This window comes from Kribbella alba, assembly GCF_039529635.1.
GTDB classification, from domain to species: Bacteria; Actinomycetota; Actinomycetes; order Propionibacteriales; family Kribbellaceae; genus Kribbella; species Kribbella alba.
Genome location: NZ_BAAANE010000007.1, coordinates 183121 through 208705, shown reverse-complemented (window position 1 = coordinate 208705; position 25585 = coordinate 183121). Strand labels below are relative to the sequence as shown.

At 69.0% G+C, this 25585-nt stretch carries 21 protein-coding genes; 17 read left to right on the top strand and 4 right to left on the bottom strand.

Going from position 1 to position 25585, the window contains the following annotated elements; genetic code table 11:
- Positions 1 to 119 precede the first annotated feature (119 nt).
- The 9 genes from uraD (ABD210_RS18990) to ABD210_RS18950 are packed head-to-tail and all read left to right on the top strand — an operon-like array spanning position 120 to position 11249.
- Entirely contained in the window at positions 120 to 2045 is a 1926-nt protein-coding gene (gene uraD, locus ABD210_RS18990; protein WP_344113027.1) for a 2-oxo-4-hydroxy-4-carboxy-5-ureidoimidazoline decarboxylase, read from the top strand.
- Positions 2042 to 3574 (top strand): xanthine dehydrogenase small subunit, encoded by a 1533-nt coding sequence (locus ABD210_RS18985; protein WP_344113026.1) that lies wholly within the window; start codon positions 2042 to 2044, stop codon positions 3572 to 3574. The genes uraD (ABD210_RS18990) and ABD210_RS18985 overlap by 4 nt, the downstream gene beginning before the upstream one ends.
- On the top strand, positions 3571 to 5973 hold the full coding sequence (xdhB, locus tag ABD210_RS18980; protein WP_344113024.1) for a xanthine dehydrogenase molybdopterin binding subunit: 2403 nt from the start codon (positions 3571 to 3573) through the stop codon (positions 5971 to 5973). Before ABD210_RS18985 ends, xdhB begins: the two co-directional genes overlap by 4 nt.
- A gap of 17 nt (positions 5974 to 5990) precedes the next feature.
- Positions 5991 to 6818 (top strand): xanthine dehydrogenase accessory protein XdhC, encoded by an 828-nt coding sequence (gene xdhC / locus ABD210_RS18975; protein WP_344113023.1) that lies wholly within the window; start codon positions 5991 to 5993, stop codon positions 6816 to 6818.
- Positions 6815 to 8119 carry a guanine deaminase gene (gene guaD / locus ABD210_RS18970; protein ID WP_344113022.1) on the top strand — a complete coding sequence of 435 codons (1305 nt, stop codon included), beginning with the start codon at positions 6815 to 6817 and terminating at the stop codon, positions 8117 to 8119. Before xdhC ends, guaD begins: the two co-directional genes overlap by 4 nt.
- 3 nt (positions 8120 to 8122) lie before the next feature.
- Positions 8123 to 8644, top strand: coding sequence for a 2-oxo-4-hydroxy-4-carboxy-5-ureidoimidazoline decarboxylase (uraD, locus tag ABD210_RS18965; RefSeq protein WP_344113020.1), 522 nt, complete (start codon positions 8123 to 8125; stop codon positions 8642 to 8644).
- Positions 8641 to 8973, top strand: coding sequence for a hydroxyisourate hydrolase (gene uraH, locus ABD210_RS18960; RefSeq protein ID WP_344113018.1), 333 nt, complete (start codon positions 8641 to 8643; stop codon positions 8971 to 8973). The genes uraD (ABD210_RS18965) and uraH overlap by 4 nt, the downstream gene beginning before the upstream one ends.
- A 4-nt stretch (positions 8974 to 8977) precedes the next feature.
- Positions 8978 to 9883 carry a factor-independent urate hydroxylase gene (gene pucL, locus ABD210_RS18955; RefSeq protein ID WP_344113017.1) on the top strand — a complete coding sequence of 302 codons (906 nt, stop codon included), beginning with the start codon at positions 8978 to 8980 and terminating at the stop codon, positions 9881 to 9883.
- 10 nt (positions 9884 to 9893) lie between these two features.
- Positions 9894 to 11249: an 8-oxoguanine deaminase gene (locus tag ABD210_RS18950; protein WP_344113016.1), complete on the top strand. Its 1356-nt coding sequence runs from the start codon at positions 9894 to 9896 to the stop codon at positions 11247 to 11249.
- A 12-nt stretch (positions 11250 to 11261) separates the two neighbouring features.
- Here the strand turns inward: ABD210_RS18950 and ABD210_RS18945 are convergent, their stop codons facing one another.
- Positions 11262 to 12524 (bottom strand): DUF6986 family protein, encoded by a 1263-nt coding sequence (locus tag ABD210_RS18945; protein WP_344113014.1) that lies wholly within the window; start codon positions 12522 to 12524, stop codon positions 11262 to 11264.
- Positions 12525 to 12661: 137 nt separating this feature from the next.
- Here ABD210_RS18945 and ABD210_RS18940 point away from each other — a divergent pair, with 137 nt between their 5' ends.
- From ABD210_RS18940 to ABD210_RS18905, 8 genes are all read left to right on the top strand, one after another.
- A complete protein-coding gene (locus tag ABD210_RS18940; protein ID WP_344113013.1) occupies positions 12662 to 13435 on the top strand; it encodes an IclR family transcriptional regulator in 774 nt (257 codons plus the stop codon).
- Positions 13436 to 13733: 298 nt separating this feature from the next.
- Positions 13734 to 14195 (top strand): organic hydroperoxide resistance protein, encoded by a 462-nt coding sequence (locus ABD210_RS18935; RefSeq protein WP_425552686.1) that lies wholly within the window; start codon positions 13734 to 13736, stop codon positions 14193 to 14195.
- 554 nt (positions 14196 to 14749) lie between these two features.
- Entirely contained in the window at positions 14750 to 15649 is a 900-nt protein-coding gene (locus ABD210_RS18930) for a universal stress protein (RefSeq protein WP_344113012.1), read from the top strand.
- Positions 15650 to 15765: 116 nt separating this feature from the next.
- Positions 15766 to 18492, top strand: a complete 2727-nt coding sequence (locus ABD210_RS18925) for a helix-turn-helix transcriptional regulator (RefSeq protein WP_344113010.1) — start codon at positions 15766 to 15768, stop codon at positions 18490 to 18492.
- Between the two features lie 57 nt (positions 18493 to 18549).
- Entirely contained in the window at positions 18550 to 18903 is a 354-nt protein-coding gene (locus tag ABD210_RS18920; protein WP_344113008.1) for a VOC family protein, read from the top strand.
- A gap of 243 nt (positions 18904 to 19146) precedes the next feature.
- Positions 19147 to 19887, top strand: a complete 741-nt coding sequence (locus ABD210_RS18915; RefSeq protein ID WP_344113007.1) for an orotate phosphoribosyltransferase — start codon at positions 19147 to 19149, stop codon at positions 19885 to 19887.
- Between the two features lie 89 nt (positions 19888 to 19976).
- Positions 19977 to 20609, top strand: coding sequence for a VOC family protein (locus ABD210_RS18910; protein WP_344113005.1), 633 nt, complete (start codon positions 19977 to 19979; stop codon positions 20607 to 20609).
- Entirely contained in the window at positions 20606 to 21946 is a 1341-nt protein-coding gene (locus tag ABD210_RS18905) for a dihydrolipoyl dehydrogenase family protein (RefSeq protein WP_344113004.1), read from the top strand. Before ABD210_RS18910 ends, ABD210_RS18905 begins: the two co-directional genes overlap by 4 nt.
- A gap of 12 nt (positions 21947 to 21958) precedes the next feature.
- On the opposite strand, the gene ABD210_RS18900 is transcribed toward ABD210_RS18905, so the two are convergent.
- The 3 genes from ABD210_RS18900 to ABD210_RS18890 all read right to left on the bottom strand — a co-directional run bounded on the left by ABD210_RS18900 (position 21959) and on the right by ABD210_RS18890 (position 25552).
- Positions 21959 to 23884, bottom strand: a complete 1926-nt coding sequence (locus ABD210_RS18900) for a glycoside hydrolase family 15 protein (RefSeq protein WP_344113003.1) — start codon at positions 23882 to 23884, stop codon at positions 21959 to 21961.
- 70 nt (positions 23885 to 23954) lie between these two features.
- Complete coding sequence (locus ABD210_RS18895; RefSeq protein WP_344113001.1) at positions 23955 to 24587, bottom strand: alpha/beta hydrolase; 633 nt, start codon at positions 24585 to 24587, stop codon at positions 23955 to 23957.
- Entirely contained in the window at positions 24587 to 25552 is a 966-nt protein-coding gene (locus ABD210_RS18890) for a ring-cleaving dioxygenase (RefSeq protein ID WP_344113000.1), read from the bottom strand. The genes ABD210_RS18895 and ABD210_RS18890 overlap by 1 nt, the downstream gene beginning before the upstream one ends.
- Positions 25553 to 25585: the final 33 nt, after the last annotated feature.

The window sequence follows — 25585 nt, the reverse complement described above, 5'->3', positions numbered from 1 at the left end:
ACAGATCCGGCCCTCCTGGAGCGGCTCAACTTCGGAGGTTCCTTCGTTGCCGCGGGCGACGGCCTGAGCCCAAGCTGTCGTGCAGGTCAGATCCGCCGCGACCCCTTGGAAGGTGTCCGATGAAGGCAGTCCTGCGACCAAGCCGCCGTGCCACCCGTCATCCCGTCGACGAGGTGCTGTCCCCGGGACGGCTCGCCGTGTACGGCACCCAGCACGTCCTGGCTTTCTACGCCGGCGCGGTGATCGTACCGATCCTGCTGGCGAACTCGATCGGGTTGAGCACGGCGCAGCTCGTGCATCTGATCAACGCCGACCTGTTCACCTGCGGGATCGCCTCCATCATCCAGTCCGTCGGTTTCTGGAAGGTCGGCGTACGGCTTCCGCTACTGCAGGGTGTCACCTTCACAGCGGTATCGCCGATGATCGCGATCGGCCTCGCCGCGGGCGGCGGGACCGACGGCCTGCTGGTGATCTACGGCGCAGTGCTGGTGGCAGGCCTGGCCACCTTCCTGATCGCGCCGTACTTCAGCCGGCTGATCCGGTTCTTCCCACCGGTGGTCACAGGCTCCGTCATCACCATCATCGGCCTGGCGCTGCTACCGGTCGCGGCCGCGGACGCCACCGGCGGCGCCGGCCCGACGTCGAACCCGACCAGCGGCAAGAACCTGGCCTACGCGTTGGGGACGCTCGCGCTGATCGTGGCGATCCAGCGGGTCTTCAAGGGGTTCATGGCAACGGTCGCGGTGCTGGTCGGCCTGGTCGTCGGCACCCTGGTCGCGTGGGTCCTCGGGGACGCCCACTTCGCCGCGGTCGGCGACTCGGGCTGGGTCGGCGTCACCACGCCGTTCTACTTCGGCTGGCCGAAGTTCTCGGTCGCCGCGATCATCTCGATGGTCGTGGTCATGCTGATCACCGCGGTGGAGACCACCGGTGACGTGTTCGCCACCGGCGAGATCGTCGAGAAGCGGATCGGCCGCGACGACATCGCCCGTGCCCTGCGCGCGGACGGCCTGGCCACCACCATCGGCGGCGTCTTCAACTCCTTCCCCTACACCTGTTTCGCCGAGAACGTCGGCCTGGTCCGGCTCACCCGGGTCAAGAGCCGATGGGTGGTCGCGGCGGCCGGCGCCATCATGATCCTGCTCGGCCTGGTGCCCAAGGCAGGCGCGGTGGTCGCCGGTATCCCCCACCCCGTGCTGGGCGGCGCGGCCCTGGCGATGTTCGCCACCGTCGCCGTCGTGGGCTTCCAGACCCTGGCCAAGGTCGATTTCCACGACCATCGCAACGTGGTCATCGTCGCGACCAGCGTCGGCCTGGCCATGTACGTCACGGCGCAGCCGCAGGTCGCCCAGGCAGTGCCGGGCTGGGCCGAGATCATCTTCGGCAGCGGCATCACCCTGGGCAGCCTCACCGCGATCGGGCTCAACATCCTCTTCCACCACGTGGGCAAGGACTTCGGCCCCGCGGTGGCCGGGCAGCCGGGTGACACGGTGCGCCTGGACCAGGTGAACCGGATGAACCGCGACGAGTTCGTGGAGACCTTCGCCGGCCTGTTCCAGGGTCCCCGCTGGATGGTCGAACGAGCCTGGGACATGCGCCCGTTCGCGGACACCCACGCACTGCGTCGTTCGTTCCAGGAGGCACTCTTCTCCGGGTCGCACGAGGAACAGCGCCAACTGATCGAGGCCTATCCGCAGCTCGGCTCGCAGTTCGTCGCCGACGGCCTCAGCGGCGAGGCGTCCCTGCGAGACCAGTCCACACGGGGGCTGACCTTCCTGGCCGAGCCGGATCGCGACGAGCTGGAGGCGATCACCGAGGCGTACCGCGAGCGCTTCGGCTTCCCCCTGGTCATCTCGGTGCGGGACGCGGACTCCTTCGACCGGATCGTCGAGCAGGGCCGCGAGCGCCTCGGGAACTGCGAGAACCAGGAGCACGCCGCCGCCTTGCTGGAGATCGCGAAGATCGCCGGCTACCGGTACGACGACTTCCTGCAGGACGCGAACCCCATCCACAGCGCACGGACCCGCTGGAGTAGCAGCAGATGAGTACGACGATCCCGACCCTGCGCGCACCGGCGATCAAGGTCAACGGCAAGGACACCCCCCTCGATGGCGTTCCCGTCCACACGACCGTGCTGGACTGGCTCCGCGACCGGGGCCTGACTGGAGCGAAGGAAGGCTGCGCCGAGGGTGAGTGCGGCGCGTGCTCGGTCCTCGTCGCCCGGCCCGGGATCGACAGTCCAACCGAGTGGACCGCGGTGAACGCCTGCCTGCTGCCGCTCGGGTCCCTGGACGGCCAGGAGGTCATCACCTCGGAAGGCTTGGGTTCGAGCACCGCCCTGCACCCGGTGCAACAGGAGCTGGCCGTCCGCGGCGGATCGCAGTGTGGCTTCTGTACTCCGGGCTTCGTGTGCAGCATGGCCGCGGAGTACTACCGCTCCGGCCGTACTGCGCCCGCGGCCGGGCAGTGCGACCACGAGCACGGCCCCAACGGCTTCGACCTCCATGCCCTCAGCGGAAACCTGTGCCGATGCACCGGCTATCGCCCGATCCGGGACGCGGCGTACGCGCTAGGCGGTCCGGAGGCGGACGATGCGCTCGCGGCACGCAGGTCCATACCACCGCCCCAGCCGGCACCCACCAGGTTGACGGTAGCCGGGGCGGAGTTCCGCCGGCCGGCAGGGCTCGACGACGTACTCGAGTTGCTGGCCGAGCGACCCGACGCGCAGCTCGTGGCAGGGTCGACCGACGTCGGGGTCGAGGTGAACCTGCGGGGCGTTCGGGCTCCCTTGGTCGTCGCCGTGGACCGGCTGGCCGAGCTACGGGAGTTCGAGTTCGGACCCGGTGAGGCGACCGGGGCGGTGGGGCGGGGTAGGAATCAGCTACGGATCGGCGCTGCCCTGACGCTGAGCGAGATCGAGCGGCTGCTCGCCGGACGGGTTCCACTGCTGGCGCAGATGTTCCCGCAGTTCGCCTCGCGGCTGATCCGCAACAGCGCCACGATCGGCGGCAACCTCGGCACCGCGTCGCCGATCGGCGATACACCGCCCGCGCTGCTCGCACTCGACGCTTCGCTCGTGCTTGCGTCTCGCCGCGGCGAGCGGATCGTTCCGCTCGCGGACTACTTCACCGGCTACCGGCAAACCCTCAAGGCTCGCGACGAACTGATCCGGGCTGTCATCATTCCGTTGCCGTTGGCATCGACCGGAGCTGGTGGGGTGGGGGAAGAGCCGGCACTGACCGCCTTCCACAAGATCGCCAAGCGACGCTTCGACGACATCTCGAGCGTCGCGGTCGGCTACTGCGTGGAGGTCCAGGACGGTGTCGTGCGTCGCGCCCGGATCGGGCTCGGCGGGGTGGCGGCGACGCCGCTGCGCGCCCGGGCCACCGAGGACGCCCTCACAGGCCGGCCATGGACCGAGCGGACCGTTCGCGAGGCCGCCGCCGTGATGGCAGGCGAGGGCACACCGATGGACGACCACCGGGCGAGCGCGCCGTACCGGTCGGCGATGCTCGGCCAGTCGCTGCTCCGCTTCTACGCCCAGCACCTCGCACCAGAAGCGAGACCCGAATGAGTGCGCTGTCTGAACGACCTCAGCAGGCGGTCGTCGGCCTGGCGCTGCCGCACGAGAGCGCCGCGCTGCACGTCACCGGGGAGGCCCTCTACACCGACGATCTCGTCGGGCGCACCCGCGACGTCCTGCACGCGTGGCCCGTGCAGTCCCCGCACGCTCACGCGCGGATCACCGCTCTGCAGGTGAAGCCCGCGTACGACGTGCCGGGGGTGGTCCGCGTCCTGACCTCCGACGACGTGCCGGGGATCAACGATGCCGGCGTGAAGCACGACGAGCCGCTCTTCCCGACCGAAGTGATGTTCCACGGACACGCTGTCTGCTGGGTGCTCGGAGAGACCCTGGAGGCTGCCCGGCTCGGCGCCGCGTCCGTGGAGATCGAGTACGAACAGCTTCCGTCGCTGGTGACGGTCCGCGAGGCGATTGCCGCGGGCAACTTCCAGGGAACGGGGCGGCACCTGGAGCGCGGCGACCTCGAGTCGGCCCTCGCCCAGGCGCCCCACGTGTTCTCCGGCGAGTTCGAGTTCGCCGGCCAGGAGCACTTCTACCTCGAGACCCACGTCGCGCTCTGTTTGGTCGACGAGGCCGGCCAGATCTTCGTCCAGAGCAGCACCCAGCACCCGTCGGAGACCCAGGAGATCGTTGCCCACGTTCTCGGCGTGCCCAGCCACGCGGTGACCGTGCAGTGCCTGCGGATGGGTGGAGCCTTCGGCGGCAAGGAGATGCAGCCCCACGGGTTCGCCGCGATCGCGGCCCTCGGCGCAACCCTGACCGGTCGGCCTGTGCGGCTGCGGCTCAACCGCACCCAGGACGTCACGATGTCAGGCAAGCGCCACGGTTTCCACAGCGAATGGCGGGCCGGCTTCGACGACGACGGACACCTGGTGGCGCTCGACGCCACTCTCACCGCCGACGGCGGCTGGAGCCTCGACCTTTCCGAGCCGGTTCTCGCCCGCGCGATGTGCCACATCGACAACGCGTACTGGATCCCGAACGTTCGCGTCGACGGCCGGATCGCCAAGACGAACAAGACTTCCCAGACAGCCTTCCGCGGCTTCGGCGGGCCGCAGGGCATGCTCGTCGTCGAGGACCTTCTGGGCAGGTGCGCGCCCCTGCTGGGGTACGACGCGATGGAGCTGCGGCGCCGCAATCTCTACCAGCCGCACCACACCACGCCGTACGGGCAGCCGGTCCGCCACGCCGACCGGCTGGAAACCTGCTGGAGCCAGGTGCTCGAGTCCGGAGAGATCGCGCGCAGGCGGGTGGAGATCGAGCGGTTCAACGCAACCCACCCGCACACGAAGCGGGCGGTGGCGATGACACCGGTGAAGTTCGGCATCTCGTTCAACCTCACCGCGTTCAACCAGGCCGGGGCGCTGGTGCATGTCTACAAGGACGGCTCGGTTCTGATCAACCACGGCGGCACCGAGATGGGGCAGGGCCTGCATACCAAGATGTTGCAGGTGGCGGCCACGACGCTCGGCGTCCCGCTGGATCGCGTCCGGCTGGCCCCGACCCGCACCGACAAGGTGCCCAACACCTCGGCCACCGCGGCAAGTTCCGGCGCCGACCTCAACGGTGCTGCGATCAAGAACGCCTGTGAGCAGATCCGCGAGCGCCTTGCTCAGGTCGCCGGCGGACGGCTCGGCATCAGTGCCCACGACGTGCGGTTCGCGGACGGCATCCTGCGCGGGCTGTCGTCCACCGGGGAGGGCTTGCGGTGGGAGGAGGTCGTCCATGAGGCCTACCACCAGCGCGTCCAACTGTGGGCGGCCGGTTTCTACCGCACCGAAGGGCTGCACTGGGACCCCGCCGCCATGCACGGAGAGCCTTTCAAGTACTTCGCGTACGGCGTGGCGGCCGCCGAGGTCGAGGTCGACGGATTCACCGGCGCCTACACACTGCGCCGGGTCGACATCGTCCATGACGTCGGCGACAGCCTCAGCCCGCTGATCGACGTCGGCCAGATCGAAGGCGGGTTCGTCCAGGGCGCCGGCTGGTTGACGCTCGAGGACCTCCGCTGGGACGAGAGCGACGGGCCGAACCGCGGCCGGCTGGCCACCCAGGCTGCCAGCACGTACAAGCTGCCCAGCTTCTCGGAGATGCCGGAGGTCTTCAACGTCCACCTGCTGGAGAAGGCCCATGAGGATGGCGCCGTCTACGGCTCGAAGGCTGTCGGGGAGCCGCCACTGATGCTCGCCTTCTCCGTGCGAGAGGCCCTGCGGCAGGCCGCTGCGGCGTTCGGCCCCGTGGGGACGAGCGTTGACCTGCCCTCGCCCGCCACGCCCGAGGCCGTCTACTGGGCGCTCGACCGCGCCCGGCAAGCCGGTCACCTCCACGGGCAACTCGACGGGTTCGAGCGCGAGGGAGTCCGCTCCCCCGCCAGGTTGAGTGGAGTGTGACGTCCGAGATGGAGTGGATGCGAGCGGTGCAGCGCCTGCGTGAACAGCGGCGACCCGGCGTACTGGTGACCGTGATGTCGGTGCGCGGGCACGCTCCGCGGGAGGCCGGGGCCAAGATGGTGGTCGCGGAGGACCGCACCTGGGCGACCGTCGGCGGCGGCAATCTGGAGGCAGTCGCTGTGGAGCGTTCGCGGGCCCTGCTCGCGGACCGTGCCACCGAACCGCAAGTACTGGAGTTCGCGCTGTCGGACAAGGCGCCGTACCAGCGGGCGGTCCAGTGCTGCGGCGGCGAGGTGAAGCTGTTGCTGGAACCGCTGCCGGTGGTTCCGTCCGTCGCGATCTTCGGGATGGGACACGTGGGCCTCGAGCTCGCCCGGATCCTTGCCCGGCACGACGTCGAGCTGCACCTCATCGACTCGCGGCCGGGCCAGCTGCTTCCCGAACGCCTGTCCGTGCTCGACGACGCCGTGGCAGGGGTGCATGTCCACCACGTCCCGGTGTTGCCGGAGCTCGTGGTCGGCGAGCTGCCGCCGGGAACTCATGCGCTGGTGATGACCCACGACCACGCGGAGGATGCCGCCCTCTGCGACGCGGCGCTGCGCAGCGGACAGCTGGCCACGATCGGCCTGATCGGGTCCAGCGCGAAATGGACGCGGTTCCGCCGCAAGCTCGCCGACGACGGCAATCCGGCCGAGGCGATCGCGAAGATCACCACGCCCATCGGCCTGCCCGAGCTGACCGGCAAGGAGCCGGCCACGATCGCGGTCAGCGTGGCGGCCTGGCTGCTCCAACTGTTCATTGCCGAGCGCAACTCCGCGCCGGCCCACCGTGAGGCAAAGGCATGACGCTGTTCCGAGGCACGTTCCTCGACACCCCGCACAACCCGTTCACCGGCGGCACCCTGCGGGTCGCCACCGACGCCGCACTACTGGTCGAGGACGGCATGATCTCCGCCCGGGGGCCCTACCCGGAACTCCGCCGCGCGCACCCGGCCGAGAACATCGTCGACCTGACGGGCGGCCTGGTGCTCCCCGGGTTCGTCGACACGCATGTCCACTTCCCGCAGATCCGCGCGGTCGGCGGCATGGGCATGCCCCTGCTGGAGTGGCTCGACAAGTATGCGCTGCCCGAGGAGGCCCGGATGGCCGACGTCGGCTATGCCGCGGGCGTCGCCGCCGAATTCGTCCGTGGCCTCGCGGCCGCGGGCACGACGAGCGCGTTGGTCTTCGGTGCCCACTACGCCGACGCGGTGGACACGCTCTTCAGCGCCGCCTCACGTGTTGGCCTGCGAATCACCAGCGGGCTGGTCGTGAGCGACCGGTTCCTGCGGCCGGAGCTGCTCACCACCCCGGAGCGCGCACAGACCGAGTCGCTCGCCTTGGCGTCGCGGTGGCATGGCGTCGGTCGCAACCGGTACGCCGTGACTCCGCGCTTCTCGCTCTCCTGCACGGACGACCTCCTCGAGGTCTGCCACACCGTGCTGGAGGAGATCCCGGGTGCGTTGTTCACCTCGCACCTCAACGAGAACGAGGCGGAGATCGCCACCGTGGCCGAGCTCTTCGGTGGGAGCGACTACGCCGGCACCTACGACCGGCACGGGCTGCTCGACCACCGCAGTGTGCTCGCCCACAACGTCCACCCGACGGACGTCGAGCTCAAGCTGCTCGCCGAGAGCGGTGCGACGGTTGCCCACTGTCCGACCAGCAACGCCGTCCTGGGCAGCGGCCTGTTCCCGCTCGGACGGCACCTTGACCACGGCGTGCGGGTCGCGCTCGGCTCGGACGTCGGTGCCGGCACGGGCTTCTCACTGCTGAAGGAGGGGCTGCAGGCCTACTTCTGCCAGCAGTTGCTCGGCGACCACGGCCATCCGCTAACTGCCGCCCACTTGTTGCATCTGGCAACGACAGCCGGCGCCGAGGCGCTCGGCCTGAGCGCCGAGGTCGGCGACCTGAGCGTCGGCAAGCGATTCGACGCCCAACTGCTCCGTCCGGCTGACGGTTCGCCGCTGGCCGTCGGTGTCACCCACGCCGCCGACGCCGAGGACGTCCTGGCCCGGGTCTTCACACTCGGTACCCCCGCAGACGTCCGCGCCGTCTGGATCGATGGCCAACTGCTGCACGTCGACACCGCGAACGAGAAGGGGTAATCGGTGGATCTGCAGGATTTCAACCACGCTCCAGCCGATCGGCTGCGTCCGATGCTGGCGGCCTGCTGCGACGTCCCTCGCTGGGTCGACGGCATCCTCGCCGGCCGGCCGTACGGCGACGCCCCGGCGGTCATCAAGGTCGCAGACCTGGCGGTGCGAGACCTCGAGGACAGCGAGGTCGACCAGGCGCTGGCCGCCCACCCGCGCATCGGCGACCGACCGGATGGCGACAGCACCGAGGCCGCGTGGTCGCGCAGCGAACAGGCGGGAGTCGCTGATGACGCCGGGATCCGGGCCGCACTGGCGGTAGGCAATCGCGAGTACGAGCAGCGTTTCGGCCGGGTCTTCCTGATCTGCGCCACCGGCCTGTCGGCCCAGGAGATGCTCACCAGCCTGCGCCGGCGGCTGACCAACGACCACGCCACCGAGGCCGCGGTCGTGCGGGACGAACTGCGCAAGATCGCCGTCCTCCGCCTGGCCAAAGTCGTCGCCGGGGACGCTGCGGACGAGGAGATCCCGGCATGAGCACCGTCACCACTCATGTTCTGGACACCGGCCTCGGGCGACCCGCCCGGGGTGTCCCGGTCAGCCTGTCCCGGATCACCGCCGACCAGGCCGTTGCCCTGGGCACGGGCACTACCGACGACGACGGTCGCATCACCAAGCTGACGCCCGACGGGCTCGAGCCCGGCACCTACCAGCTCTGGTTCGATGTCGCGACCTACGCGGCGACGTCCGGCCAGGACATCTTCTTTCCCGAGGTCACCGTGACCTTCACGATCACCGACGAGCGGCATTACCACGTCCCGTTGCTGCTCAGCCCGTTCGCCTTTTCCACCTATCGAGGGAGCTGATCCGATGGCGATCCACCTGGGAGCCAATCAGTACGGCAAGGCCGAGAGCCGCGTCGTCCGCATCTACCGTGACACCCCGCGCCACCAGATCCGCGACCTCAACGTGTCGTCCGCTCTCCGCGGCCGGTTCGAGGACGCGCACACGACCGGCAACCAGGGCGAGGTGCTGCCCACCGACACCCAGAAGAACACCGCCTTCGCCTTCGCCAAGGAGAAGGGCGTCGGCGCGATCGAGGACTTCGCGCTGACGCTGGGGGGCCACTTCCTCGACGCCGCCGCCGCGGCCGACGGCGCGCGGATCGAGGTCGAGGAGTATCCGTGGGAGCGGATCACCGTCGATGGCGCGGACCACGACCATTCCTTCGTCCGGGCCGGCAGCGGCATCCGTACGACGGTCGTCAACGTCGAGGGCCGTGGCTCCGAACGCAAGGCGTACGTCGTCTCCGGCATCCGCGACCTGACGGTGCTCAAGTCCACCGGTTCGGAGTTCCACGGCTTCCTCAAGGACCGGTACACCACCCTGCCGGAGACGGACGACCGCATTCTCGCGACGTCGCTGGTCGCACGGTGGCGCTACGACCACACCGAGGTCGACTGGGACAAGTCGTACGAACAGATCAAGGGCCTGCTGCTCGAGCAGTTCGCCCGGATCCACAGCCTCGCGCTGCAGCAGACGCTGTACGGCATGGGCGAGGCTGTGCTCGAGCAGCACCCCGAGGTCGCGGAGATCAAGTTCTCGGCACCCAACAAACACCACTTCCTGGTGGATCTGAGCCCTTTCGGCGTGGAGAACCCGGGCGAGGTCTTCATCGCCGCGGATCGTCCGTACGGCCTCATCGAGGCGACCGTGGTCCGCGACGACGCCAGTGATCCGGGCAGCGCCTGGCACGCCGTACCGGGCTTCTGCTGAGCACCGGCCGATGAGTACAGCGACGATCGTCATCGACGGAGCCACCGTCGTCACCCTCGACCGGGAGCGTCGCGAGCTCGCCACCGGCCACGTCGTTGCCGAGGGCAATCGAATCGTCGCTGTCGGAGCGGGGCCGGCCCCGGCGTACGACGGAGCGCGGGTGGTCGACGGGCGCGGGTGCCTGGTCACACCCGGCTTCGTCAACACGCACCAGCATCTCTACCAGTGGGTGACCCGTGGGCTCGCCGCCGACGCCACCTTGTTCGGCTGGCTGACCACTCTCTACCCCGTCTGGGCCGGCATCGACGAGGAATCCGTTCAGGTGGCCGCACAAGGCGCGCTGGCCCGACTCGCGCGCACCGGCTGCACGACCGCGGCGGATCACCACTACCTGTTTCCCCGGGCGGGCGGAGACCTGCTCGAAGCGGAGATCCTTGCCGCCGCCGAGGTGGGACTGCGGTTCCACCCCGCGCGGGGATCGATGGATCTCAGCGAGAAGGACGGTGGACTGCCGCCCGACTCGGTGGTTCAGGACCGCGACGAGATCCTGGTCGCGACCGAGGCCGCGATCGATCGCTGGCACGATCCCGCGCCGGATTCGATGCTGCGGATCGTGGTCGCGCCCTGTTCGCCGTTCAGCGTCACGGGCGACCTCATGCGAGAGGCAGCAGAACTCGCCCGCCGTAAGGGCGTCCGGCTGCACACCCACCTGGCCGAAACCACCGACGAGGCCGACTGGTGTCAGGAGAAGTTCGGCCGCACTCCCTCGGAGTACGCCGAAGAACTCGGCTGGACCGGTCCGGACGTGTGGTTCGCGCACGGCATCCACTTCGACGACGCGGAGATCAAGCGGCTGGGCCAGACGAGAACGGGGATCGCGCACTGTCCCAGCTCCAATGCTCGCCTCGGGGCCGGGATCGCGCGCGTCGCCGATCTACGGCTGGCCGGCAGTCCGGTCGGCCTCGGCGTGGACGGCGCTGCCAGCAACGAGGCCGGCAGCCTGCTCGAAGAGCTGCGCCACGCCCTGCTCTTCGCGCGCGCCCGGGGCGGCCCGCAGGCGCTCGGCGTCCGCGCCGCGCTGGAGATGGCGACCCTCGACGGCGCCCGCATCCTGGGCCGCGAGGACGACATCGGCTCGATCGAGGTGGGCAAACTCGCCGACCTCGCGCTGTGGCGGCTCGACACCCTCGCGCACGCAGGCATCGCCGATCCGGTTGCCGCGCTGGTCCTTGGCTCGCCGCCGCCACTTGAACTGCTGCTCGTGAACGGACTGCCCGTTGTGGAGCACGACACGGTGGTCACCGTCGACGAATCCACTGTGGCCTTGCAAGTGGCGCAGGTTCAGCACGATCTCCTCGCCAAGTGACGCCGGGCACTGTCACGACGGCAGCGGACGCCTCGCCAACGTAGCCAGGCCCGCGGCATCCACACCGATCAATTCGTCGATCTCCGACCTGTCGACGGCACCACAGTCGACCCCACGCAGTACGAAGCCGGCCAGGGCGGCAGCGGTCGCGGGCTCATCGAGGTAGCCGGATTCACCCCCGCCGACGTAGGCGCGCAACCGAGCGGCGGCGGACTCCAGACCCTCGCGATAGAACTGGTACGTCGCGACGAAGCGGCTCGGCAGCTGGGCCGGGTGCATGTCCCACCCCTGGTAGATGCCGCGCACGAGCGAGCGTCGTACCAGTCGCTGGTGCAGCCGCCAGGCGGCGTGCACGGAATCGCGGTCGCCGACCGGCAGAACGTTGGTGGAGCCGTCGGAAACGAACACCCCCGTGCCCGCCGCGGCCAGCTGCATCACGTCCTTGGCGTGATCGGCGACCGGGTGCTCCATGCTCTGGTACGCCGCGGCGATCCCGAGCGAGGCCGAGTAGTCGTAGGTCCCGTAGTGCAAACCGGTGACCCGTCCTGCGCCGGCCCTGATCATCCGCGCCACGAGTGCGGTGCCGTCCGGACCGAGGATCGCCTGTGGGGTCTCGATCTGGATCTCGAACTTCAGCGACCCCGAGGGCACCGCATGCGCGCGCTCGATCGCCGACAGCACGACCACCATCGCCTCGACCTGCTCCACCGACGTGACCTTCGCGAGCGTGGTGACGAATCCGTCCGTCAGCGCCCCCGCTTCGCGCAACTCGCCGACGAAGAGGTCGAGCGTGCGCACGCCGCGCCGGCGGCTCGGCGCCTCGAGGGACTTGATCCGAAGGCCGTGGTACGGCGGGGCCGAGCCGGTCTTGACGGTCTCCGCCAACGAGCGGGCTGCGCCGACCGCCGCGGCGTCCTCCACCTCATCGGCCTTGGTGCCGTAGCCGTCCTCGAAGTCGATGCGCAGGTCCTCGATCGGCTCGCGGTCGAGCTTGGCGCGGACCCGCTCGTAGACCTCGACAGCATGCGTCGGCGGCAACTCCAGCGCCTCGGCCAACTCCGTCGCCGATCCGCCATACCGGCCGAGCACAGCTCTGGCCTCGTCCGCCCACTCAAGAACCGTGCCGGCGTGAAACCGGTCGGCGGGCACATAGACGGTGTGAACAGGTTGCCGAACCCCGCGATCGCCCGGGTAGAGCGCGGCCAGCGCCGCGTCGGCCTCGGCCAGCCGCCGATCCAGGCCGGCCACGAGCGCATCGATGTCGGTAGCTTCCACGAAACGAACCTCGATCCTCGGGATTTCGTATTGCGGATACTAATATCTACTCTGCGGAAGATGCAACAGCCTCCGCCTTTCCGGGATCTGGCGCTAAACTTCCGTCATCCGGAAGTACCGAGAAGGGTGGGGCCGCAGTGGCGGAAGAGAACGGCGGTAAGGGCCGCTCTGGCAGCGTGCAGTCCATCGAGCGGGCTTTCGGGCTTCTCGAGATGATGGCCGACGCGGGCGGGATCATGGGCCTGTCCCAGCTGGCCACGGCCTCCGGGCTGCCCCTGCCGACGATCCACCGACTCGTCCGCACCCTCGTCGACCTCGGCTACCTGCGCCAGGAGCCGTCGCGGCAGTATGTCCTCGGCCCGAGGCTGATCCGGCTCGGCGAGAGCTCCTCCCAGGTCCTGAGCATCTGGGCCCGCCCCCATCTGGCCCGGCTGGTCGACGAGTTCGGCGAGTCGGCCAACATGGCCATGCTCGACGGCGACCAGATCGTGTATCTCGCGCAGGTTCAGTCTCGTCACTCGATGCGGATGTTCACCGAGGTGGGACGACGAGTCCTCCCCCACTGCACCGCCGTGGGCAAGGCGATCCTGTCGCAGCAGCGAGAGGCCGAGGTGCGCGAGCTGCTGCAGCGCACCGGCATGCCGAAGCACACCGAGACCACCATCACCGACCTGGAAGAGTTCATGGCGCAGTTGCACAAGGCGCAGGAGGAGGGCTACGCCACCGACGAGGGTGAACAGGAGCTCGGCGTTCGCTGTGTCGCTGTAGCGGTGCCCTATGTCCCATCACGGCTGGCGATCTCGATCTCGGGGCCGGCCGGTCGCATGTCCGAAGACCTTCTGAAGCACGCAGTCCCCTTGCTCACCCAGGCCGGCAAGGCATTGTCCGAAGACCTGCGGGAATCGCGCTAGGGATCTGCTCCATCATCTCGTACTGCTAGCGGGCGGGCCGGATACCGGCTGGCGGGGTGCGGGCATGGCGGCTCGCCGGGATGACGCGAGACCGCTGGAGGAGCAACGTCGCCCTTGGGCGCCGCAACCGTACCGGTCTGGTCGGCGCCAGCGCGCTCGCCGCGGTGGTGAGCTACCGGTACGTCGACATCGGGCCACTCGGCCCGTTCCCTCACATGTACGAGAGCAGCGCAGCACGCCAAGAATCGGGGGACGTCCTCCCCGCACGAGAATTCATTCCACAGGAAAGGTGAAACAGATGCCGGCAACCCCGCTGAGCAAGATCCTCTACACCGCCGAGGCCGTCGTCGAAGGCGGCCGCGCCGGACACGGTCGCACCTCCGACGGCCGGCTGGACCTGCAGCTGTCCGTACCCGAGGACATGGGCGGCCAAGGCGGCCCCGGCACCAACCCCGAGCAGCTGTTCGCAATTGGTTACGCAGCTTGCTTCCAGTCCGCGCTGCTGGGGGTGGCCCAAGGCCGCCACCTTGACGCCAACGACTCTCAGATCACCGCCCGGGTCGGTATCGGCCCGACCGGACACGGCGGCTTCGGCCTGCAAGTCGCCCTGGACCTGCACGCCCCGCACCTGTCGCCGGCCGAGGCCGCGGACCTCATGACCCGCGCCGACGAGCGCTGCCCGTACTCCAACGCCACCCGCGGCAACATCGAGGTCACCCTCACCGTCGAGGGCACGGCCATCGAGCAGATCGCAGCCTGAACAGGAACAGCTACCTGGCTGGAAAGGGCGCGACTCACCGGCGCGACTCACCGGGCCAATTCCGACTTCCCGGCTCGACTCGCCGGACCAGCGGCCACGTCCCGGGCCAACTCGCCGCACTGACCCGACTTCCCGGGCCAACTCGCCGCACTGACCCGACTTCCCGGGCCAACTCGCCGCACTAACCCGACTTCCCGGGCCAACTCGCCGCGCTGACCCCGACTTCCCGGCCCGACCGGCCGTGCTGGCCCGACTTCCCGGCCCGACCCGCCGTACCGCCCGCCTGATTTCGGCGGGTCGAGCCGGGTAGTGACGTGGCCACGGCGGGTCAAGCCGGGTAGTGCACTGAGTGCGGCGGGTCGAGCCGGGAAGTGGCCGCTGGTCCGGCGGGTCGAGCCGGGAAGTGGGCAGCCACGGAGAACGGGCAACCGCGCCGCCCGTGAACGACTGGGGCAACCACCATGCAGCGAAGGCCAGGGGAACGGCCCGTGGCATTCCCTGGTGTGACGGCGAGTCGGCGGCGGGACGGTGGTGACAGGACAAGGGAGGAAATCATGAACCTCTTTCGCGGCTGGCAGGAAGCCGCCATACCCGCGCCAGACACCGGCCTGGACTCGCCGCCGGCCGGACCGGACAACGGACCGGTCGTCGTCCTCGTCGACGCACGTGGCTCAGACCGGGACGTGCTCGAATGGGCCGCGGCCGAGGCCGCGGCGCGAGGATCCGGCTTGCGGATCGTGTACGCGCTCCAATGGCCACGGATGCTCGACCCGCTCGGCAACCCGACCGTGGACCTACGGGCTCGTGAAGCCGCCGAAGCAGTCGTGACAGCGGCCGTCCGCCGCGCCCACCGGATCGCGCCGTCGCTGCGGATCACGGGCAACGTGTTTCCTGGCCGGCAAGTCACGGCTCTGGTCAGCGAGGCCCGCAGCACTGAGGGGGCGCTCGTGGTCCTCGGCCACAACAGGCTCAGCCGCAACAGGAGGGCCGCTCGGTTCGAACGGGCACTGGCACGCCGACTGGTCCGCCGTACGACGGCCTCACTCGCGGTGATCGGATTGTCGGCTGCCGGCTCCGTCGGGCGCTCGGCGGGGCGAGTGATCGTCGGCGTCGACGACAACGGCGGCCCGCCGGATGCGCTCGGATTCGCGTTCCGCGCCGCACGACGCCGTGGCACCGGCCTGACGGTCGTCCACGCGACCGGGTCGATCGAGCGCGGCGAGCTCGAGGACACGGTGCGGATCTGGCAGCTGGCCTACCCAGAGGTCGATGTGCGGTGGCAGGTCGCGCTCGGTCCAGTCGACAGCGTCGTCCTGGCGGAGTCGGCCGCAGCTGCTCTGACCGTGCTCGGTTCGCCCCGTCGCGGCCTGATCCATCAGGCGCTCAGCGGCTCGGCGACGTACAACATCCTCCGCCTGGCTCGTGGTCCGGTTGTCCTTGCCAGAGCCGCCTGAGCGTCGGCATTGCGTCGAGGCGATCTCGGGTGCAAGCCTGAGGTCGTTGTGTGGCGCCTGCCGACGAGAACCGGGCTGGTAGGGCGTCGGGATGCCCGGATCACGGCGGGGTGGCGATGGCGGATCGTGAACTGCAGGGCCGAGCACGGGAGCGCGCGGTACTGGACCGACTGGTCGACGCCGCCAGGCAGGGGCACAGTGATGCCCTGGTGCTCCGCGGCGAGGCAGGAGTCGGCAAGTCGGCACTGCTGGAGGCCATGGTGGCCCGCCTCGACGGCTGCCAGATCACCCGCGTCACCGGGATCGAGTCCGAGATGGAGCTCGCCTACGCCGGACTCCACCAGCTCTGCCGGCCGTTCCTCGACCGGATCGAACGGCTCGCGCGGCCCCAGCACGATGCCCTCGGTACGGCGTTCGGCCTGCTGACCGGGCCCGCACCGGATCGATTCCTGACCGGACTCGCGGTTTTGAACCTCCTGTCCGACGCGGCCGCCAAACAGCCGGTGCTGTGCGTTGTCGACGACGCGCAATGGCTCGATCTCATGTCCGCGCGGATTCTCGCGTTCGTCGCGCGGCGACTGGGGGCGGAATCCGTGGTGATGGTCTTCGCCGTCCGCGACGGCGAAGCCCACGAGCTGACCGGACTCGCCGAGCTCGAGATCCGAGGGCTCGACGACGCCGACGCGCGAACCCTCCTTGATTCGGTGCTGCCAGGTCCGGTCGACCCGCGCGTCCGCGACCGGATCGTGGCCGAGACGCGTGGCAACCCGCTCGCCCTGCTGGAACTACCCCGAGCCTGGACCGCGGCGGAACTCGCGGACGGCCTGATGACGGGGACGTTGGCCAGTCACATCGAGGAGAGCTTCGTACGACGGCTCGAGCCGCTGACGGCCGACACCCGGCTACTCCTGCTGGCGGCCGCGGCCGAACCACTCGGTGACGCCACCCTGCTCTGGCGCGCGGCCGAGCACCTGGGGCTGGGAGCCGACCCCGCAGCAGGAGCGATCGAGTCCGGCTTGATCACCTTCGGCCGGCACATCAGGTTCCGGCATCCGCTGGTCCGGTCGGCGTCGTACCGGATGGCCACCGCCCGGGAGCGCCAGGCCGTGCACCAGGCCCTGGCAGACGCGACCGACCCCGAACTCGATCCGGACCGGCGCGCGTGGCACCGCGCCCAGGCGACCTCGCGACCCGACGAGGACGTCGCGGCCGAGCTCGAACGGTCCGCGCAGCGGGCACAGGAGCGCGGCGGCTTCTTCGCGGCCGCAGCGTTCCTCGAGCGCTCCGCGGAGCTGACCCCCGAGCCGGGCCGCAGGGCCGACCGCACGTTGGCCGCAGCGGCGGCGAAGCGCAGTTCTGGTGCCCTCGACGCGGCGCTGGACCTGCTGAACGGAGTGGCCGGCGGGCCGCCGGACTCGCTCCGGGCCGCAGAGGCCGAACAACTGCGCGGTGAGATCGCCTTCGACCAAGGACACGCACGCGAAGCTGCCCGCACCCTGCTCAACGCAGCCAAGCGACTGGACCCACATGATCCTGGCAAGGCGCGCGTGGCCTATCTCGAAGCGATGTCGGCCGCCATCTGGGCCAGCGGTCCCGATGCGCCGGGTATTCTCGCCTTCGCAGCAGCCGAGGCTCCTCCCCCGGCTGCTTCGGACCCGCCGGCCGACCTGCTCCTCCAGGCATTCGCACTCCGCCTCACCCACGGATACGCGGCGGCCGCACCGCACCTCATCAAGGCCCTCGACCAGGCACGCCAAGCTCAGATCGACGCGGCCAACATCGGAGACTGGCTCTGGCTCACCGGGAACCGCGCCAGCGGCATCATCGCGGTCGAGGTCTGGGACTTCGACACCGCACACGAACTCGCCCTCCGGCAGGACCGAATGGCGCGAGAGACCGGCGCGCTGGTGCAGTTGCAGTTCGCCCTCAACTTCCGCGCCAACCTGATCTGTCTGACCGGCGATCTGAAAGCAGTGGCCCACCTGGTCGAGGAAGATCGCGACATCGCCGCGGCGACCGGCAATCCCAGCATCGGGTACGGCGAACTGCTGCTCGAAGCCTTCCGCGGCGACGAGGTGACCGCCCGCGAGCTGATCGGTACGACGATCCGGCTGGCGACAGAGCACAGCCAGGGCCGGATGGCTGCCTTCGCGACGTACGCGAACGCCGTGCTGCACAACGGTCTGGGCAGGTACGAGGTTGCCCGCGACGCGGCGATGCAGGTCTTCGAGCAGGACGTCCTCGGGTACGGCGTACTGGTCGTCGGCGAACTGGCCGAGGCGGCGTCGAGGACAGGTGACACCAAACTCGTCGAGACCGCACTCGCCTGGTTGACCGAGCGCATCACGGCCACCCCGACCGACTGGGGACGCGGCATCGAGGCGCGCACCCGAGCCCTCCTCAGCGCCGACGAAGACGCCTACCAACAGTCGATCGAGCACCTCGGCAAGACCAGCCTCCGCGTCGAGATCGCCCGTGCCCACCTCCTGTACGGCGAGTGGCTGCGGCGCGAGGGGCGCCGCGTCGACGCCCGCGAACAGTTGCGAACAGCCCACCAGCAGTTCGAGGAGATGGGGCTCGAGGCCTTCGCCGAGCGGGCCCGCCACGAACTGCTGGCCACCGGTGAGACGGTCCGCAAGCGCAGGCCGGACACGCTCAACGACCTCACCGCGCAGGAGGCGCAGATCGCCGGGCTGGCCCGCGACGGCCTGACCAATCCTGAGATCGGGGCTCAGCTGTTCATCAGTCCCCGGACCGTGGAATGGCATCTGCGCAAGACGTTCTCCAAGCTGGGGATCACTTCTCGCCGGCAGCTCCGCAGGGCGCTGGACCGCTCCGCCTGACACACACCAGTGTGTTCCACGGACGCGACGACGGACGACGGAGCAGACCATGGCCTGGTGGACAGCAAACTCGAGGCAATCGTCGTACCCGTATCCGATGTCGACCGGAGCCGGCACTTCTACCGTGCCCTGGGATTCCGGCTCGATCGCGACGACGTAGCCGGGGATGTGCGGGTCGTTGAACTGACTCCGCCGGGCTCACCATGCTCGATTCTCATCGGCACGGGCATCAGCACGGCTGCGCCGGGTTCGGCCTGCGGCGTGCTCAAGGTGAACGACCTCGAGGCGGCCTGCTCCGAGCTCCGGGCTCGTGGCGCTGCACTTGGTCCCGTCACCCGTTGGCCCACCGGGGTCTCGTACCTGGCGTTCAGCGATCCCGACGGTAACCGGTGGCTACTGGCCGGGAGTTGAGCGCAGTGCCGACTTCTAACTGGAGGCCTGGCACAGCCTGACCGCGGCCGGCGTTGTCTGCTCGGCCATCGAGGCAAGTCCGCTCTGGTTCCACCTCAATCTCAAGGATCCCGACAACATCGCGATCGAGCTCTTCGTCTCCCAGCCGGCCTGACAGACCGAAGCCGGCCGTGGCGCGTCCAGGGTGACGACCAGGGAACGTCACGGGCGCGACGAACGCGATACGGCGCGACTGTCGATGGTATGACTACGAACCAGCTGACCTTGGCGAACGCCAACCGGGTAAGGCTCGTCGACCACGCCGACGTTGCCCGCCTCACCGCCGCACTACAGCCGCGAACGAACCTCGTCGCTCGGCTCGCCACCGTGCCTGGCCTGGTCCGGCCCGGCATCTCGCACTGGGACATGAAGACCCGCCTCCCGTTGCACCCGCTCTCGGTCGAGAATGCGTATGGCGATCCGCGGCTGTTGCACGACCTCGCCGTACCCGGCGCGTCATTCGCCCATCGGCTCGGCGTGGATGTCGTCGTCGGCGCCGAGACCGGTGGCATCCCACTCGCCACCGCGGTCGCGCTCGCCGGCGACCTTTCCTTCGCCTTCGTCCGCAAGCCCGGCTACGTCGGACACGAAGACCACGAGCCACGGGTCCGCGGCGGAGCCGTCGCCGGCCGGCGGGTGCTCCTCGTCGACGACGCCGTGTCCTCGGGCGCCGCGCTCGAGGCTTTCGCCGACGAGTTGCAGAGCGAAGGCGCGATCCTCGTCGGCGCCTTCACCCTGGTCGACATGCGCGACGTCGCAGCGTCGGTGACTCCGACCGCCGCGACACTCCCGATCGAATCCGTCGCCAGCTATCTCGAGATCCTCGACGCGGCGACCGACGGCGGCATCCTCGATCCCACCGTCCACCAGCTTGCCGTCGATGCCCTCGTCAATCACTGGGCAAACGACGATCCCCGCTGGTCGCTGCTGGACCGCGCGGCCTGACCGCGCACGGACCAGTGATGGTCACTGGTGCGAAGCGACCACCACGAAGGCATATTCGATAACGAGAACACACATCACAGGAGGAAGTAATGAGCATCGATCTCAAGCTCGAGGCCGTCGTCATCCCCGTCAGCGACGTCGACAGGGCGAAAGCCTTCTACGAGAAGCTGGAGTGGCGACTCGACGCCGACTTCGCCTTCGACAACGGTTTCCGGGTCGTCCAGTTCACCCCGCCTGGGTCGCCGGCATCGGTCCAGTTCGGTACCAACATCACGACTGCCGACCCCGGCTCGACCAACGGCCTCTACCTGATCGTCTCCGACATCGAAGCCGCTCGCGAAGAACTCGCCGCTCGCGGCATCGAGGTCAGCGAGGCATTCCACCCCAAGACACCCGGCGCGCAGTTCCAGTCCGATGACGGGGACGGCCGTGCCGCCGGACCCGCCGACGAGCGCGCCAGCTACAGCTCGTTCGCGACCTTCAGCGACCCGGACGGCAACGGCTGGCTGCTGCAGGAGGTCACGACCCGCCTTCCCGGCCGTGTTGATCCCGCTGAGACGACGTACACCTCGGTGGATGACCTGCGGCAGGCGTTGCAACGCGCTGCGACAGCCCACGGCGAGCACGAGAAGCGCAACGGCGGCGAGTTCGACGAGAAGTGGCCGGAGTGGTACGCCACCTACATGGTCGCCGAGCGCACTGGGCAGGAGCTTCCGCTATGAGTGACTACGACGTCATCGTGATCGGCGGTGGCTCCCCCGGTGAGCACACTGCCGGGGCCCTCGCCGAAGGCGGCCTGCGAGTCGCGGTCGTGGAGCGTGAACTCGTCGGCGGGGAATGCTCGTACTGGGCCTGCATCCCGTCCAAGACTCTGCTCCGCCCGGGCGAGGCCGCACACGCCGCGAACGACGCGGCCGCACCGGCGACCGTGGACGTCCAGGCGGTGCTCGCCTACCGCGACTTCATGGTCTCCGGCTACTCCGACGCCGGCCAGGAAAAGTGGCTCGCCGACAGCGGCATCGACCTCATCCGCGGCCGTGGACGCCTCGCCGGACCCGGTGTCGTCGATGTGGACGGACACCGGTACACCGCGGATCACGTCGTACTCGCGAACGGTTCCGAGCCGTTCGTGCCACCGGTCCCCGGGCTGCGTGAGCTCGACGGCATCTGGACCAACCGCGAGGCCACAGGCATGACGGAGGTCCCTCGCCGGTTGCTCGTGCTCGGTGGCGGTCCGGTCGGCGTCGAGTTGGCCCAGGCTGTCCGGCGGCTCGGCGGCGAGGTCGTGGTCGTCGAGTCCGCGGAGCATCTGCTGCCGCGTGAGCCCGCCCAGCTGGGTACGGCGCTCGGCGAGGTACTGCGTCGCGACGGTGTCGAGCTCGTGGTCGGGGCGCGGGCCACGGCTGCTCGACGTGACGGCGACGAGTACGTTCTCGAACTGGACGACGGGCGTGCGGTTCGCGGCGATCGGCTGCTCGTCGCGACCGGCCGCCGGCCGCGGGTGGACGGGATCGGACTGGAGACGATCGGGGTAGAAGCCGATCCCCACGGCGTACCCGTCGATGGCCGACTCCAGGTCGCCGCGGGTATTTGGGCCGTCGGCGACGTGACCGGGATCTGGCAGTTCACCCATGTCGGCAAGTACCAGGGCCGCGTCGTCGCCGCCAATATCCTCGGTGAGCATCGAGAGGCGAACTACGACGCCGTCCCACGGGTCGTCTTCACCGATCCGGAGGCCGCCTCCGTCGGCTCCAGCAACGGCCGGTACAGCGCGACCGTCGCGCTGCGCGATGTCGCGAAAACGGCGACATACACCCACAAGTATGCCGAGAGCAACGGATTCCTGACCCTCCTCAGCGACGGCGATCGCCTGACCGGCGCCTACGCACTCGGGCCTGAGGCCGGCGAATGGCTCCAGCAAGCAACCCTCGCCATCCGCGCCCGGGTCCCCCTCGACGTCCTCCTCGACACCATCCAACCGTTCCCGACCTTTTCCGAGATCTACCTATCAGCACTCAAGTCGCTGTCGGCCCAGATCAAACCAAGCAACCGAAGCTGAGGATGCTGTCCGTCAGAGTCGCTGGTGGGCGGGGACGAAGGTAGTTGTGCGGACTGTTTCCTCGGCGCGAATGATGTGCATGATGGCGTTGATCAGAGCCAAATGGGTGAACGCCTGCGGAAAGTTGCCGAGGTGGCGTCCGCTGAGCGGGTCGATCTCCTCGGCATAGAGGCCCAGCGGGCTCGCGTAGGACAGGAGCTTCTCGCACAGCGCGGTGGCCTCGTCCAGTTCGCCGATCTCGACGAGCGCAGACACGAGCCAGAACGAGCAGATCGTGAACGTTCCCTCAGCACCGTGCATCCCGTCGTCGGTTTCCGAGACGCGGTAGCGCAGCACCAGGCCGTGCTCGGTGAGTTCGTCGGCAATAGCTCGCACAGTGGCGCGGACGCGCGGATCGTCAGCCGGCAGGAACCGCAGCAACGGGAGGAGCAACAGCGAGGCGTCGAGGGTCGTGGCGCCGTACCGCTGCACGAAAACTCCTCTGTCGTCGACACCGTTGGCGCAGATGTCCTTGCGGATCTCGTCGGCGACTGCCTGCCAATCATCGGCGAATCCGGGCTCGTCGTGCAGCCGGGCCAGCTTGGCACCACGATCCATCGCCACCCAGCACATCAGCTTGGACGAGGTGAAGTGCTGCGGTTCACCGCGTGATTCCCAGATCCCCTGGTCGGGCTCGCGCCAATGCTTCGATGCCGCCTCGACCTGCCGCTTGAGGAACGGCCACAGGCTTTCAGTGACCTGGTCGCGTGATCTCGCATGCAGATACACCGAGTCGAGGATGGCTCCCCACACGTCGTGCTGGCCCTGTAGGTAGGCGGCATTGCCGACCCGGATCGGTCTCGCGCCTTCGTAGCCGCTCAAGTGGTCCAGTGTCTGCTCGGGCAGTTCACGTTCGCCGCCGATGCCGTACATGATCTGGATGTCCTGATCGCCGTCACACATTTCGGTGAGGAATGAGAAGAAGTCGTTCGCCTCGCGATCGAGCCCGATGGTGTAGAGCCCCCAAAGAGCGAACGTGGAGTCCCGGACCCACGAATACCGATAGTCCCAATTCCGCTCACCGCTTGGCGTCTCCGGCAGCGAGGTCGTCGCGGCCGCCAGCAGTGACCCGGTGGGAGCAAAGGTGAGTCCTTTCAGGGTGAGTGCGCTGCGCGCCAGATAGCGGCTCCACGGGTGATCCGGAAACACGCCGACATTGATCCATTGCCGCCAGTACTCGGCCGTTCGCCCCATCCTCTCGACGGCTTCCACCCAGGTCCGGGGCGGCGACAGGACCGACCACGAGAGTGCCACGAACGCCGTGTCGCCCTGCGACATCCGAGTCCGGGCCTGGGCCGTGCGACCCTCCAGACCGAGACGTAGATCAGTAGTCAGCTTGAGAGTGACATCCTGATCCAGGTCAGGGCGGTTGGCCACCGCCTCGCCGTAACCGGGACCGTCATACCGCCAACTCGCTTCCCGGCGGCCATATCCGAACATCGGTTCGCACACCATCGAGAGATCCACGGCGCCGCTGACGCACTTGACGGTCCGCAGCAAGCAGTGTTCGGCGTCGTAGTCGGTCGGCGTGCGGCGGTGAGTCGCGGACCGCTCGGAGAGGTTGTGCCAAGGACCCATGAGCAGGGCATCACGGACGATCAGCCAGCCCGTCGGTGACTTCCAGGTCGTTTCGAGCATCAGGCTGCCTGGCAGATATCGACGCGCAGCGGGCACCTGTACGCCGTACGGACCGAGCCGGAAGCTCCCCGCGGCGCGATCGAGAATCGCCCCGAACACACTGGGTGAGTCGTGTCGCGGCAGGCACATCCACTCCACCGCGCCGCTGGGTGCTATCAGGCAGTTGGACTCGCAATCCGACAGGAAGGCGTAGTCCGCGATCGGCGGGTGCGCGCTTCGACCCGGACCTTCAGGGAGGTTACGTGCCAGGGACTCAGGCAAGGTCACTCCTCTCTCTCCGCCAGGGATCGTCTGTGGCGCCGACAAAGACCGCGTCGACCAGCCGCCGCCTTCAGTTCGGAGGCCCCGCGTCGATGAACTTCTTGATGAGCGGAAGTTGACCGGCGTCGATGGTGTGGCCGCCGGAGAACGACAGCAGTTCGACGTCGGCGTCTCGTCGGCGGAGTTGCTCGGTCAGCCTGCTGGTCTGTTCGGGTGTGGCCATCGGGTCGCTGTCACCGTTGACGATGAGCACCCGCTTGCCGGCAAGAGCGTGGTCCCTGGGCTCGTCCGCCGCGAAGGGCACCATCGCGGCCAGCAGTACCGCGCCGGCGAGCGACTCGGGGTGGCGTAGGAGCAGCGCGGACGCCATGTTGGCTCCGTTGGAGAAGCCGACCGCCAGCCAGGAACCAGCGGTCACGTCGTACTTCTCCTCGGCGGCGGTGAGGAAGGCCGCGAGTTCGTCTGCGCGCAGCCGAAGGTCATCCTCGTCGAACACGCCCTCCCGGAGCCTGCGGAAGAACCGTGCCATCCCCTGCTCCGAAACGGCTCCCCGAGGCGACAGCACGGGCGCGTCGGGCGCCAGGTGCTGCCGCAGTACGAGGAGGTCGTGCTCGTCCCCACCTGTGCCATGCAGCAACAGGAGCGGCGGCGCGGACGAGCCCGGCTGCCAGACGTGCGGCCGCCGCAGCAGGCCCTCGCTCATCAGTCGTCCGACTGCGGGGCCGGTGGCACGCGGAGCGATGGCAACGTGGCCTGGATCTGCTCGCGGTTCGGTTCGAGCCAGGGCGGAAGCTTCAGGTGCTGGCCTAGTTCCAGCAGCGGTTCGTCGATGGTGAAGCCCGGCTGGTCGGTAGCGATCTCCAGCAGGACCCCGCCCGGTTCACGGAAGTAGATCGAGGTGAAGTACTGCCGGTCGAGGATCTCGGTGACCTGTACTCCGGCCTCGATCAGCTCGAGGCGCCACTTCGCCTGGGTCTCGCCGTCAGGTGCGCGGAAGGCAATGTGGTGGACCGTTCCGGCTGCCTGGACCCCGCGAGACACGTTGCTGGGCCGGACATCCACCGCCGTGCCCTGAGCTCCGCCGGACATCACGAACCGTGACCCATCGGTGGTGTCCTGGCCGTGCCGCATCCCCAGCAGGCCCGCGAGCATTTCGGCCGTCGGATCGAGCAACTGCTCCGTCATGGTGACCGAGAAGAGGCCGCGGATCGCGTTGTCGAACGGTATGGCGGCGACGCCGTCCCAACCGGATCGGGTGTCACCGTCGGACGCGACCAGCTCGATCACCAAGCCGTCGGGATCGCGCAGCCTCAGAACCTCCTCGTCGGCGCCGGCGACCGGCTCGTCCGCGTCTACGCCGAGGCTCTGCAGTCGCTGCTGCCACCAGCCGAGGGACTCCGGGGGCACGCTGAACGCGGTGGCTGTCGTGAGACCGGTCCCCTGCTTGCCCGTCGGCGCTCCCGGCCAGGGGAAGAACGTCAACAGAGTAGAGGGCTTGCCCGAGGCGTCGCCGTAGTACAGGTGATAGGTGTCCGGGGCGTCGAAGTTGACGGTCCGTTTGACCAGGCGCAGCCCCAGCACCGTGGTGTAGAAATCGACGTTGCGCTGCGGATCCTCCGCAATGGCAGTTACGTGGTGGAGCCCGTGCGGTGCGACCGAATCAACCATCGCTCATCCCTCCCAGCAGACCCGGGACGACAT

What these genes read in the sequence shown, in the direction of transcription:
- uraD (WP_344113027.1), top strand. Translation starts at nt 120, where the DNA reads ATGAAGGCAGTCCTGCGACCAAGCCGCCGTGCCACCCGTCATCCCGTC.
- ABD210_RS18985 (WP_344113026.1), top strand. Translation starts at nt 2,042, where the DNA reads ATGAGTACGACGATCCCGACCCTGCGCGCACCGGCGATCAAGGTCAAC.
- xdhB (WP_344113024.1), top strand. Translation starts at nt 3,571, where the DNA reads ATGAGTGCGCTGTCTGAACGACCTCAGCAGGCGGTCGTCGGCCTGGCG.
- xdhC (WP_344113023.1), top strand. Translation starts at nt 5,991, where the DNA reads ATGCGAGCGGTGCAGCGCCTGCGTGAACAGCGGCGACCCGGCGTACTG.
- guaD (WP_344113022.1), top strand. Translation starts at nt 6,815, where the DNA reads ATGACGCTGTTCCGAGGCACGTTCCTCGACACCCCGCACAACCCGTTC.
- uraH (WP_344113018.1), top strand. Translation starts at nt 8,641, where the DNA reads ATGAGCACCGTCACCACTCATGTTCTGGACACCGGCCTCGGGCGACCC.
- pucL (WP_344113017.1), top strand. Translation starts at nt 8,978, where the DNA reads ATGGCGATCCACCTGGGAGCCAATCAGTACGGCAAGGCCGAGAGCCGC.
- ABD210_RS18950 (WP_344113016.1), top strand. Translation starts at nt 9,894, where the DNA reads ATGAGTACAGCGACGATCGTCATCGACGGAGCCACCGTCGTCACCCTC.
- ABD210_RS18935 (WP_425552686.1), top strand. Translation starts at nt 13,734, where the DNA reads ATGCCGGCAACCCCGCTGAGCAAGATCCTCTACACCGCCGAGGCCGTC.
- ABD210_RS18930 (WP_344113012.1), top strand. Translation starts at nt 14,750, where the DNA reads ATGAACCTCTTTCGCGGCTGGCAGGAAGCCGCCATACCCGCGCCAGAC.
- ABD210_RS18925 (WP_344113010.1), top strand. Translation starts at nt 15,766, where the DNA reads ATGGCGGATCGTGAACTGCAGGGCCGAGCACGGGAGCGCGCGGTACTG.
- ABD210_RS18915 (WP_344113007.1), top strand. Translation starts at nt 19,147, where the DNA reads ATGACTACGAACCAGCTGACCTTGGCGAACGCCAACCGGGTAAGGCTC.
- ABD210_RS18910 (WP_344113005.1), top strand. Translation starts at nt 19,977, where the DNA reads ATGAGCATCGATCTCAAGCTCGAGGCCGTCGTCATCCCCGTCAGCGAC.
- ABD210_RS18905 (WP_344113004.1), top strand. Translation starts at nt 20,606, where the DNA reads ATGAGTGACTACGACGTCATCGTGATCGGCGGTGGCTCCCCCGGTGAG.
- ABD210_RS18895 (WP_344113001.1), bottom strand. Translation starts at nt 24,587, where the DNA reads ATGAGCGAGGGCCTGCTGCGGCGGCCGCACGTCTGGCAGCCGGGCTCG.
- ABD210_RS18890 (WP_344113000.1), bottom strand. Translation starts at nt 25,552, where the DNA reads ATGGTTGATTCGGTCGCACCGCACGGGCTCCACCACGTAACTGCCATT.